Annotated in this window: 9 protein-coding genes; 4 read left to right on the top strand and 5 right to left on the bottom strand. The window is 45.1% G+C overall.

Translation table 11 applies throughout. The features are described 5' to 3' along the window. Nucleotides 1-15: 15 nt before the first annotated feature. From P2W76_RS06885 to P2W76_RS06865, 5 genes are all read right to left on the bottom strand, one after another. Nucleotides 16-588: a hypothetical protein gene (locus tag P2W76_RS06885; protein ID WP_276346920.1), complete on the bottom strand. Its 573-nt coding sequence runs from the start codon at nt 586-588 to the stop codon at nt 16-18. A 91-nt stretch (nt 589-679) separates the two neighbouring features. After that, the gene (locus P2W76_RS06880; protein ID WP_276346919.1) at nt 680-2,347 is read right to left on the bottom strand and encodes an L-lactate permease; all 1,668 of its coding nucleotides are present in this window, start codon (nt 2,345-2,347) and stop codon (nt 680-682) included. Nucleotides 2,348-2,576: 229 nt separating this feature from the next. Next, entirely contained in the window at nt 2,577-3,071 is a 495-nt protein-coding gene (locus P2W76_RS06875; protein ID WP_276346918.1) for a RidA family protein, read from the bottom strand. 145 nt (nt 3,072-3,216) lie between these two features. Next, the gene (locus P2W76_RS06870; RefSeq protein WP_276346916.1) at nt 3,217-4,644 is read right to left on the bottom strand and encodes a PQQ-dependent sugar dehydrogenase; all 1,428 of its coding nucleotides are present in this window, start codon (nt 4,642-4,644) and stop codon (nt 3,217-3,219) included. A 32-nt stretch (nt 4,645-4,676) separates the two neighbouring features. After that, complete coding sequence (locus tag P2W76_RS06865) at nt 4,677-5,996, bottom strand: amidohydrolase/deacetylase family metallohydrolase (protein ID WP_276346914.1); 1,320 nt, start codon at nt 5,994-5,996, stop codon at nt 4,677-4,679. Nucleotides 5,997-6,287: 291 nt separating this feature from the next. Between P2W76_RS06865 and P2W76_RS06860 the strand changes: the two genes are divergently transcribed. The 4 genes from P2W76_RS06860 (at nt 6,288) to P2W76_RS06845 (ending at nt 12,845) form a co-directional block, all read left to right on the top strand. After that, on the top strand, nt 6,288-6,833 hold the full coding sequence (locus tag P2W76_RS06860) for an RNA polymerase sigma-70 factor (protein WP_276346913.1): 546 nt from the start codon (nt 6,288-6,290) through the stop codon (nt 6,831-6,833). Nucleotides 6,834-6,878: 45 nt separating this feature from the next. Next, nucleotides 6,879-7,592: an SGNH/GDSL hydrolase family protein gene (locus P2W76_RS06855; RefSeq protein WP_276346912.1), complete on the top strand. Its 714-nt coding sequence runs from the start codon at nt 6,879-6,881 to the stop codon at nt 7,590-7,592. A 342-nt stretch (nt 7,593-7,934) separates the two neighbouring features. After that, entirely contained in the window at nt 7,935-9,104 is a 1,170-nt protein-coding gene (locus tag P2W76_RS06850; RefSeq protein WP_276346911.1) for a FecR domain-containing protein, read from the top strand. Nucleotides 9,105-9,380: 276 nt separating this feature from the next. Further along, nucleotides 9,381-12,845 carry a SusC/RagA family TonB-linked outer membrane protein gene (locus tag P2W76_RS06845; protein WP_276346910.1) on the top strand — a complete coding sequence of 1,155 codons (3,465 nt, stop codon included), beginning with the start codon at nt 9,381-9,383 and terminating at the stop codon, nt 12,843-12,845. Nucleotides 12,846-12,859: the final 14 nt, after the last annotated feature.

Raw genomic sequence — 12,859 nt, 5'->3', positions numbered from 1 at the left:
ATGAGCAGGCGGAAACTAATAAATTAAATGCTGATTATTTCGCTGTACAATTTTCGATTCACGCACTATCTCGCCATCAGCGTTTGCCAATACCTCGAAATAGTCTGTGCGGCGATCTTTTGTACCCTGCAGGCTAATCTCGTAATTTGTCGAATACTGTCCCGAAACAGGCTTTCCCTCCGCCAGCGCCCGCAAATCATCAGTTGCTCCCAGCCATTGTTTCTGCGTTTTTTGGATGCTGTATCTAGAGAAGCGGTCTTGAAGATTCTTCTCAATCCGGAGTCTCGTTCCTTCGGGGATATCACCGAATTTTATAACCATTTCGATATCATGTAACACACCATTTGTATCGAATTTAATGCTATAGAGCCTGCCATCACGCTTGCCTTTTGCTTCGATGGCCTTACCGTCTAAGTTCTCCTCACCATACCATTTGATCTTTACGCCCTTAAAGCTGCTCTCCACGAACTCCAGTGCTTTAGCAGGTACTTCAGATTGCTTTATCCTGTATTCCCGCTCTAATTTATTTTGGGCAGATACGGCTGAGAAGGCAGAAACCAGGAAGAGTATGATAAGTGTACGTTTCATGTCAATGTGATTAAATCTTCCCACTGGAAACGACCGTAGCCGCAGAATGTTGCAAAGATACGGTTTTTGTGGGGGCGGAGGCTGGAATACCCTACTTCACTACCATATCCGAAAACGGTATCACATATGCCTGCAGGATGACAAAAATCCCTACAAGCGCAGCCAGCGCAATACTGTGAAAAAACACGTACCGCAGGATCTGGCCTTCGTGGCCATACCAGTTTGTGGCTGTACTTGCTACAACTATACTCTGTGCATCAACCATCTTACCCATAACGCCGCCGGAGCTGTTTGCTGCAGCCATAAGCACAGGATCTACACCGGTTTGCTTCGCAGTTATTGTCTGCAAGCTTCCGAACAGAACGTTAGAGGCAGTATCAGAACCAGTAAGCGCCACGCCAAGCCAGCCAAGCATAGTACCGAAAAATGGATAAAGTACGCCTGTTTTGGCCAGGGCAAGCCCGAGGGTTGCATCCGCGCCGGAATACTTAGTCACATAGCCCAGGGCCAGCATGGCGGCTATCGTAATAAGGGAAAACCTCACCTTCCACATGGTCTGGAAATATGCTCTTACCATTTGCTTGAAAGAGTAACCGATAGCAAAGCCGGCTATAACTGCAGCAATTAATATCCCCGATCCTGTTGCAGATAACCAGTTTAATTTGAATACTGCTGCCTCTGCTTGTGCCGGTTTGTCAATTGTCGGTTCAGGAGCAATTGGAGGAGTGCGTTTTACCAGCTCGTGCAGGTAGGCGACTTCAAATTCCGGAGCCGATATTTTATTCAAAGCTGTTTTAACCGTAGGTACGCCCCAGGCAAATATGAAAATTACAAGGATTACCCATGGTGTCCATGCTCTGATGATGTCTTTCCTTTCAACACCCGCCGGGTTTTTATCTATCGGCACGGTATCCTCGGCAACAGGTAACTTCCAGAGTGTCTTCGGCTGCCAGAACTTAAGCAGCACAATGATGGAAACAATAGAAGCAATTGAAGCAAAAATATCAACCAGCCATGGCCCGTGATAGTTCGATACGAGGAACTGGGTTAACGCAAAAGAAAAGCCGGCGGTAAAAGCCGCAGGCCATACTTGTATCATACCCCTGAATCCGGTCATAGCCCAGATCACCCAGAATGGTACGATGAAGGAGAAAAGCGGGAGTTGTCTGCCTACCATCGCTGACAGTGCAAGGATATCGATGCCAGTTACGGCGGATAGGGCGATTATAGGCGTTCCAAGCGCTCCAAAAGCTACGGGCGCAGTATTTGCTATAAGTGCTAATCCGCAGGCAGCCAACGGCCGGAAGCCGAGCTGTATGAGTATAGCTGCAGTGATGGCAACAGGCGTTCCGAAGCCGGCCGCCCCTTCAAAAAATGCCCCGAAAGCGAATGCGATAAGGATAACCTGGATCCTTGGATCAGGCGCAATCGTAGATAAATGCATCCTGATAAGCGTGAACAGGCCTTTATCGACGGTCAGCTGGTACAGGAAGATAAGGTTAAGAACGATCCATCCGATAGGAAATAGCCCGTATGCGCCACCATAAAGAGTTGACGCGCTCACGGCTTGTGCAGGCATTTCAAAAACAAATAGCGCAACGCATACAGCAACGGCAAGGCCTAAAATTGCAGCAAGATGAATGCGCATGTGGAATATGGCAATCGATCCCAGCAGTACAATAATAGGCAATGATGCCAATATTGTGGAAAGCCAGGGGTTATTTAAAGGGTCGTAGTTTTGCGCCCAGATTTGTTCCATATTTTTAGTAGTTAGTATTTAGTAGCCAGTAATCAGTATTCAGTATTCAGTGAATTAGTATTCAGTGATCGGTATTTAGTGATTAGTATTCAGTATTCAGTGATCAGTATTCAGTGATCAGTATTTAGTAATCAGAAGTCGGTGATCAGTGATCAATAATCAGCGGGGTACATCCGGTGGATACTGATTACTGATCACCGATTACCAATTACCGATTACCGATTACCGGTCACTTCAACGGATCTCCCGGTGTATTCGCCAATTCAAACAGGCACTCGATCTCTACCGGGATGTTATCCGGCAGGGAACCAAACCCTACGGCACTTCTTACTCCGATGCCATTTTCAGGGCCCCATACCTGGGCGAAAAGCTCACTGCATCCGTTAATAACCTTAGGGTGCTGTTCAAAATCCGCGGTGCTGTTCACCATTCCCAAAACCTTAATGACTCTTTTTACCCTGTTAAGACTTCCCAGATTGGTTTTTATAGTTGAAAGAATAGTTAATCCAACCTGCTGCGCGGCAAGTCTGCCTTGCTCCAGGTCCATGTCTTTGCCTATCCGCCCTTTGATCAGTTCCTTGTTGTTTTGCACAGGACCGTGCCCTGACACGTACAGGTACTTGCCGTCAATCAGGCAGGGTTTGTAAACACCGATAGGAGCGGGTGCAGGAGGCAACGTTAAACCTGTTTTCGCGAAATTCTGATCAGGAGTTGATTTTTGCATTTGTTTTGTTTTTATGTGATTCGTAAATTAAAAATAGAAAATCTCCGGACCATTTCGTATAAAACTTAAGCCGGAGATAATTCATTAACCTTTCACTTTCAGCTTTTCAGTTTTCAGTTTTCAGTTTTCAGCTTTCCACTTTCAACTACCTGGGCAAAGTAATCTTCCATATCCGTCCGCCAGCTGATCCGGCGGCGCCGTGTTCTATTACATAGATCTTATTGCCGTGAAGCACAGCATCTACCGGCGCATTGAAATTATTAGCCAGGCTGGTAGTTTTCATATAGTAATTGTCAGCAGCTTCATTGTACTGCATCTCAAGGTGGAGCAGGTCTTTGCCTTCCTTCCGAAGGAGGTTAGTGCCCGGCCTTGTGGAGCCGCCCCCATACCTGAAAACGAAGCCGTCGCCCCGAAACTCAGGAGCGAGTGCTTTCTTTGTATCGAACACCAGTCCCAGGGGTACGCAATGCGCATTAAATGTACTTACCGTGCGGCCGGTAATATCACCATCCACGATCTTTCCTGTTGCGATATCGCGGTATTCGTTGGCCGCAGGGCCGAGGTTCTGTACACCCGGAGAGAATTTGACGCCCGCCGGGATCTTTGGGAAATCCGGGTCGTTCCGGAAATATTTAACAACCCAGGCATGAGCCCCAGGGCTTATAAACAGATCTGTAGCCGGGTCCGGAACCCAGGGCGAGAACTGTTGAGGGTTTTCAACTCCTGCCATTTGCCATGGAAATCCATAATGATGACCTTGCCTGATCCAGAACATCTCTTCTGACTGATCATAATCACCGGAGTTAATTACCCCGAAAAGATTGTTGCCGGCATCAAAGGCCATATCGTATGCATTGCGTATTCCCTCGGCATACAGGTAGCCCATTTTCTTAAGCTCCGCGGCTTCCGACGGGAGTAACAGGTTTTCTGCCGTTACAGGGAAACGGAAAACATTTGCAGTCAGCCCATTGTCGCGCGCATTTGGATAAGCACCGTTATTATCTTGCACCTCCCCATGGTCTGTACGTGCTCCTGAGTTAACATAGATGTATTTTTTATCCGGACTGATCTCCAGGGCATTCCATCCATGGTCAAAAGTTGTTGCGTTGGTGCCGTATTCTACGGTGTTGAATACTTCGGTCAGTACCGGCTGTTTCTTAGATAGATCGTATTTGACCATCCTTCCTTTTGTTCCTTTTCCGCCATTTGCACTGATATTTCCACACAAAAACAAGGTGTTATTAAGGAAAGCAGCGCCCTGGAGACGGGTTATCCCATGGTCTGCTGCTGAAAATATTTTATGCTCGGCAGCCTTTGGCGTATCAAAATCGGAGATCCTGAATACATTCCCGTCGAAGGTAGAATACCAGAATTCGCCCGTTTTAGGGTTTCTGATGAGCCTTACACCCAGCGGACCGATGTCCATTACCTTATCGATAGTAATATCAGCGCGCAAGGCGACCGGGGTTTTAACCGGTGCAACCGGTCTGGTTTGCTGTGCTTCAGCAAATAATGAAAACGACACAAACAGGGCTAAAAGCCCTGTTTGTTGTATACGGAAATTAAAAAGCATTAATATGGATTTTGATTTTTAAATGTGAAGTGCTACCTGTTTCTTGGACGCGGAGGTGCTTGTATTACGTTTGGTTCTGCAATAGCATTCAGGTTATAGACGATCCTGCCGGCCCTGATGGTCATTTCTGTTTCAAGCCTTTCCTTGCCCGGAATTTTTCCATCGCGTGCGTAGAACCCAAAATTACCCTTACGAACGGTGAAAATAGCAATATCAGCCTCAGAACCTACAGAAAGATTTCCCAATTCCGGCCTCTTGATCTGTTGTGCGGGATTCCATGTAGAAGCCTTGATAACTTCCTTGAACGGCATGCCCATCGCCATGAACAAAGACATGATATTCGGCATATTTTTCATGGCATTATTCATACTACCGGTATGCAGGTCGGTACTTATGGAGTTAGGATAGAACCCGCTTTTGATAGCCGGTATTCCCTGTGAGAAGAGGAAACTGGACCCGCCAAAGCCAACATCAAATATAACGCCTCTTTTTTGAGCAGTGAAGGCATATTGTTTAACTTTTTTAGCGCTGACGTCCACGATCGATTCCCGGCCGTTCTGAATAGTTAATCCTACCTGCGGATCTCCGCCAAAAGCATGTGTATATATATCGCCAGGGCGGAACTTTACATTAAACAACGAATCAAGCGGCAGATAAGGAGTAGCCGAGCCGAAATCCACCATGATAGGGATATTGGCAAGTTTGCCAGCCTCGATCGCACGGTCAACCGGGATCCAGCTATGAGCTAAAGGACCTCGGCCGCTGAAATGCGCAAGTTTCACGCCTACCACATGCTCCGGATATTTTTTAGCCATATCGGCTGTCTTCTGAGGCTCCATTTCGTCGATATTGCTCTCATATTGTCCGCCGGCCATTCCCTGTCCAACAATATTCAGCATAGCCAGTACCCTGGTCTGCGACCGGTCTATAGTTTGTTTTTTATATAATTCGAAATTTTTCCAGCCCGGGCTTCCGGCATCAACAACAGTAGTCACACCCGCAGGGAAGGTAAAGCCATCGGCCGGAAGGCTTGACGGAGCATTCATATAAGAAGATCCATCGTGTCCCCAGAAAAAGTGAACATGAAGGTCAATGAGTCCCGGAGTCACATACATACCCTTGGCGTTAACCACCTGGGTTCCCTGGGTACCGTCGATGCTCTTTGCTATCAAAGCTATCTTGCCATCTTTAATGGCGATATCCATAACAGCATCGACATTGTTTTTTGGATCAATAATGTGGCCGCCTTTGATAACGATGTTATAAGGCTTGACTGTTCCAGCCTGTTGCGCGAATAGGCCGGAACACCACAAAAGCATCACGGAGAAAAAGAAGATTTGTTTTCGGTTCATTGTGATAAGTTTTAACGTTTCTATGGAAATTGATTGAATTTCGGCGTGAAAATACATTCATAATCGCCCCGTAGGGCATATTACTGTATCTTATTTTAGTTACATTCATTATAAGGAGTGTGAAAAATACTTTACCCCCTAGTGTTGGTAAAAATAATAATAAGATAATGTTGGCTTTATGCAATTTTACCGTTACGAAACCGGTAAAATCAATTGATTGTTTATTAAGGTACGGTAATCAAAATGTTATATTTTGAATTTTAATTTTTTTTAAATAGGTTTAAACTTCGTATGGCTGAGATACAACTTTTTGAGGATACAGAGCTGATGGAGCGGTTAAGGGCAGGAGACGATCTTGCGCTGAAGCTAATTTATAAGAAGTATTGGAACCAGCTTTTTGTGTCTGCATATCATGTACTCAACGATCAGCAGGCCTGCGAAGATATCATCCAGGATCTTTTTATAAACCTGTGGAATAAGCGGGAGCAAATAGAAATTAAGGCATCTCTTAAATCTTATCTTTTTGCGTCTGTTCGCTACGAGGTGTACCGCCAGGTACGGCATGGTTCCGTTAGGGAAAGTATATTTGAGAGTATTTCCGAGCGCCTTCAGTCACCCTCCGAATACGGAAATATTGAGCACCGGGAATTGCTGTCTTACGTTAATTCGATCGTCAATAATCTTTCAGATAAATGCAAAACTGTTTATAAGCTCAGCCGCGAAGAACAGTTGTCGCATAAGGAGATCGCGTCCAAGCTTGATATATCTCCTAAAACGGTCGAGAATCACCTTAATAAGGCGTTGCGCCAGCTAAGGATATCGCTGGGATTATATTGATCTATCAGGCTTGCAAACGTCCTGATAGCTTTGATACCACACGCTATGAAATTTGAAAAACTAACCATTATTCTCTGTATATTATTAAGTTTTGGGTTTTCAGTTAAAGAGAAGCTGCCCACGGTTTTTGTTATCGGAGACAGCATCTCAATGCAGTACGGTCCGTTTTTGCAAAATCAATTGAAGGGTTTCTTCGATTATGACCGGAAGAAGGATAACGGCAGGGGGGAAAGTAATCTTGATAATCCGGAGGGTGCGAATGGTGGTGATTCCCGGATGGTACTTGAATATCTGAAGTTAAAACAGAATGATCCAACTTTTAAGCCTGACATGCTGTTACTGAATTGCGGTTTGCATGATATCAAACGTAACTCCCAAACTTCCGTTATCCAGATAGATGAAGTGCAATACCGCCAGAATCTTGAGGCCATCTGCAGGATAGCAACGAAGAAAAATATCCAATTGATCTGGCTTCGAACCACTCCTGTGGTCGACGAGAGACACAATACCCGGTCGAAGGTATTTCATCGCTTTGCCAAAGACGTTGATACCTATAACGCTATTGCTGACGACGTATTCAGCAAAAAAAACATCCCTGTGATTGACCTATATCAGTTCACACTCAATTTGGGTGACGAAACCTATATTGACCATGTGCATTATAACGAATCCGTCAGAACTTTACAGGCAGCGTTTATCGCAGGGTCGCTTATTACTTTAACAAAAAAGTCCAGGGGGAATACCGGTCTGAATAAATAGATAAAAGAGACAATTTGTTCGACACGGCTTCGACTGCACTTCGACAATTGTTCGAGTCGGCTTCGACTGGGCTTCGGGTCCGCTTCGGGTTTTGGCTGTATCTGTGCCGCATCAGCGCCGTGACAGGTTCGGCACAGATTCGTGTCCGGTTCGACGGGGATTGCGCGGCCACCGAAAAAATCACGAAAACTCGCCGAATCAGACACGAAGCAGGTAATAATCTGTTATCTCTCAGATGCAAACCTGCGTCAGTCAGCGGCAGAAAGCGAATAGGCTTTTTTTTCGCCGGTACTAGGGGATACCCCTGTCTTTTTACTCTTCAATATAAAATCAACCCATACAGTGGATAAAGCGACGTTTTTTAAATTACTGGATAAGTATATTTCTGGTGAGGCTTCTTTGGAAGAAGAGCAGCAGCTGCTCAATTTTTACGGAAGCTTTAATAAATCCAATGAAGACCAGCCAGGTTTAGATATGCCTTCGCTCGATGACAGGATGTTCAGGAGGCTGATGGAAAGCGTTGAAACAAGTGAGCCGGCCCCGAGAATGCCGGCGCGGCTTGTCGCGCGGCTTTCGATCGCAGCAACAGTCATTATCGCCCTTGCGGCATCCTTATATTTTTATAAGGATGCTGCACCTCAGGCAGAGCCGGAAGTTTTCACTGAAATAAACCAAAAGAACGACATAGACCCGGCAAATAATAAAGCTATTCTAACACTTGCGGATGGTTCAAGAATAAGTTTGGATGACGTCAAAAATGGCTTTGTGGCCAGTCAGGGAAATATTTCTATAACCAAGACTGAAGACGGGGAGATCGTTTACCAAAAGCTTGACAGGGGCAGGAATATGGGAAGTTTATCAGCAGCTAATACAATACAAACACCTAAAGGCGGACGGTATAACATTACGTTGCCAGATGGCAGCAGGGTATGGCTGAACTCCGCTTCGACCCTTAGTTACCCAACCGCATTTGCCAGTAACGAGCGAAAGGTCAGGCTTATAGGTGAGGCTTATTTTGAAGTTGCAAAGCGCAAAAATGTACCGTTCCGGGTTGAAAGTAATAACCAGGTGGTCGAAGTCCTGGGGACTCATTTTAATATCAACTCTTACGAAGACGAAGCGTATACCAAGACGACACTCCTGGAAGGCAGCGTACGTATTATACTTAATTCGGCTAAACCCAATGCTCAGCTATTGAAGCCGGGTGAGCAATCGCTGACAAGTCCGGCCGGTCCGGATATTAAAGTTCAGCATACGGATACTGAAAAGGCGATTGCATGGAAAAACGGCTATTTCAAGTTTAAAAACACCCCGATCAGGGATATTATGCGCGAGATCGAGAGGTGGTACGATGTGGAACTGGTGTACGACGGGAAATTGGCTCCCGATGAGTTTACGGGTTATATTTCTAACGATGTAAAAATCTCCGGCGTGCTGAAAATGCTGGAAGAAAGCGGAGGCATCAAATTCACAGTAAAAGGAAGAAAAGTAAAGGTTAAATCAATTCAATAATTACCTAAATAAGCAAGTATGATAAGAAAAAATACCAGTTAACCAGGTTTTTTGGAATGATAATAAAAAAACCGGTCAGGATTGCGCCCCGGCCGGTCAATTTGATTGTCAATCCTAAACCACGCGGACGCGAAGTTTTATTAATTAAACAAACAATTTTAAAAATGTAAAAGTATGAAAAATGTTTTACACCCTGAGTGTGGTGGTTCCTGCACGCATAGGAGGAATTTTCCTGAACTGAGGCTCAATTCGCTCTCAACTCAAATACTAAGAATCATGAAGCTAACTACCATTTTAATATTAGTGGCTTTGATGCAGGTAAGTGCTAAAGGCTTCTCTCAAAATGTGACGTTAAATGAAACAAATTCTAATCTTGATAAGGTTTTTACTGAAATAAGGAAGCAGACCGGTTACGATTTCCTGTACAATACCCGCTTATTACGAAATACAGTTCCGGTTACTTTAAAAACAAGAAATACGGCGTTGAAGGATGTCCTGGCCGAAGTTTTCAAAAATCAGCCGCTGACTTATTCGATCACTGAAAATACCATCATTCTGAAAAGGAAGGATGAGCGTTTCCTGGAAGGCGTGTCTAAGTTTTCTATCGTTCCGGGGGAACGCGACGCGGCTATGTCAGCCGGGAAGACGCTTGGTGCTGTATCAAGCTACACTATTCAGGCCGAAAAGATCGACATCAGGGGTAAAGTGATCGATGCTACAGGGCAAGCGCTGATCGGCGTGAGTGTGCGGGTAAAAGGCTCTCAGGTAGGTGCTTCGACAGACGTTCAGGGTAATTTTACATTAGACGCACCCGCTAATGCTGTTCTTGTATTTACTTATGTGGGTTATGTAACCCAGGAGGTTGCAGTGAACGGAAGGACCAGTGTGAATGTTACTCTTCTTGAAGACCGCCAGGCTTTGAGCGAAGTTGTTGTAACGGCGCTTGGTGTGACTAAAGCAAAAAGAGGTCTGGGGTATGCGGTGCAGGAAGTAAGAGGTGACGAATTCACTGAAGCCCGCCAGAATAACGTTGCTAATGCGCTAACGGGTAAGATTGCCGGGGTTGACGCAACGCAGGCGAATTCCGGAGTTGGTGGTTCCAGCCGCGTGATCATTCGTGGTAACACATCATTGAACGGAAATCAGCAACCGCTATATGTAGTGGATGGTATGCCGATAAATAACGATAACCGGGGGCCGGTAACAAGCTCCAGCGGGTTGAATGTTGACCGTGGTGATGGGATCTCTAGTATGAACCCGGATGATATTGCAACCATCTCTGTATTGAAGGGTGGTGCTGCTGCGGCTCTTTACGGAAGCCAGGCCGCAAACGGTGTTATCCTGATCACTACTAAAAAGGGATCGGTTCAGAAGGGTGTTGGAATTGAATTTACATCAGATGCCAACTTTGGTACACCTTATATATTCCCTAATTTCCAGTACGAATACGGTCAGGGTAATGACGGCGTAAAACCAGCTACCGCTGCAGCCGCTTTAAGCTCCGGACGTCTGTCTTATGGTGCTAAACTTGACGGTTCGATGGTGATGCAGTTCGATGGTGTTATGCGTCCATATTCTGCGTTCAATGTCAAAGACAATATCAAAAACTTTTACCAGACGAGTCAGAACTTCACAAACACTGTAGCATTGAACGCCGGTAATCAGAATTTAAGAATGAGGTTATCAGTAAGCGATCTTCGTGCCAAAGACCAGCAGCCGAATTCTGAGTACAACCGTAAAACTGCGAACTTAAACGTGACCGGTAAAATGGGTAAAAACGATTTTATTACAGTAGAATCCAGTCTTCAGTACAACCTGGTTGAAGGTAAAAACAGGCCTAATGTCGGATATGCGGAAATTAACGCAGCCTGGCCGGTGTACCTGGCAGCAAACAATGTTGATGTGAGGAATATGAAGGGTGATCCTGCCAGGCCGGGAATAAATCCTGCTACCGGAAGGGAGCTTGAGTGGAATCCCGTACCTGCAGCGGTTAACCCGTATTATGCAGCCTACCAAATGGGTAACGAAGATACTCGTCAGCGTGTAATTGGAAGAGCCAGTGTTCAGTTTAATCTTCTTCCTAATTTGTTTATTAAAGGAACAGCAGCCAGAGACTTTAGTGACTATAACGATCAGTTCTATGTGCCGAAAACAAATGCGTTCACACCTCTCGGCTATTACGACTCAAACCAGGAGAACTCGAACCTGACGAATTTTCAAGCTATTGCAAATTACAATCAAAGATTCCTGGCTGATAAAGTCGGACTTAATTTATTAGTTGGTGCTCAGCGTGAAAGATATTCTAACAGGGAAAGTGAAGCCAATGGCAGTCAATGGGTTGTTCCTGATTTTTATGCCCTGTCTAATTTAATAAACCGGGACCTGGTAAATATAGAACGCAGTAAAAGCGGAACAAACTCTTTGTTTGGCGAAGCCAACATCGATTATAAAAATATTTTCTACCTGACTGTAACCGGAAGGCAGGACTGGTTCTCTGTATTGAACCCTGGATTTAACTCAATCTTTTATCCATCAGTTGGGGCCAGTTTCATTTTATCTGATGTGGTTAAGATGCCGAAGTTCCTGAACTACGCAAAACTTCGTTCGTCATGGGCTGAAGTAGGCAGCGCGACTGTGAATGCCGGAAGTATTAATCAGACTTATGAAATAAGTACAGTAAACGCCTACGGTCTTCCTACGTTAAGTAATCCTAATACCTTGCAAAATCCAAATATCCGTCCCGTTACCGTGGCGACAGTGGAAGGCGGATTCGAGGTTCAGATGCTTGACAGCCGTCTTGGTTTGGATGTTAACTATTATTCAAGAAGGACACGTAATGACATTCTTTCACCGCCAATTTCACAGGCTACAGGCTATTCTGCCGGACGCCGGAACCTTGGTCTGATCACTAACAAGGGTTGGGAGATAAGTTTAACCGGCACACCGGTGAAGAAAGAAAACTTTAGCTGGGATGTGAATTACAACTTTGGTTACAATCAGAGCAAGATCGTTGAGCTTGCAGAAGGAATTGATTTTCTTAATCTTGGAAATGCCATTGGAGGACCTCAGCTGATCAATGCAGTAGGACTTCCTTACTCAACCATACGCGCTTACGTGATGAGAAGAAACGACAGCGGCCAGCTTGTTTACAATAAGGCAACCGGTTATGAGGACAGGGTATTAGCGGACATAGGCGTTGGAAACCCTCCCTACTTAATGGGATTAGGGAACAATTTCCGCTACAAGCGTTTTTCACTTACTATAGATATCGATTCGAAATTTGGCGCGGTTGGCTATAGTAACCTGATACAGTACGCAACCAGGTTCGGACACACTCCGGTAACTTTGCCTGGAAGGGAAAATGGTTTAACTGTGAGCGGAGTGGATCAGACAGGTGCGCCATTCACTAAACTTTGGGATGTGGCAACGCTTGACACATATTATAACAATTTTGGCAGTGTTTATCCGGGCCAGTTTGTTTATAAGACCGATTTCGTGAAACTGCGCCGCGCAGTATTGAAATACAATCTTCCTGCGAATGCACTGAAATTTATGAAAGTTCAGCAGGCTTCCATTGGTATTACAGGCTTGAACCTGGCTATTCTTTACCAGGATAAAGCAATTAAAGAAGCCGGTATCGATCCTGAAATGCAGGAAACTGTAGGGAACGGTCAGGGAAGCCAGGGGGTTGCAATGCCAAGGACCAGGAACATTGGTTTTAACGTAAATTTAAGATTCTAATATTAAATTTAAGA

This window comes from Daejeonella sp. JGW-45, from assembly GCF_029360805.1.
Classification (GTDB): Bacteria; Bacteroidota; Bacteroidia; order Sphingobacteriales; family Sphingobacteriaceae; genus Daejeonella.
This window is presented reverse-complemented; position numbering and strand designations above follow the sequence as displayed.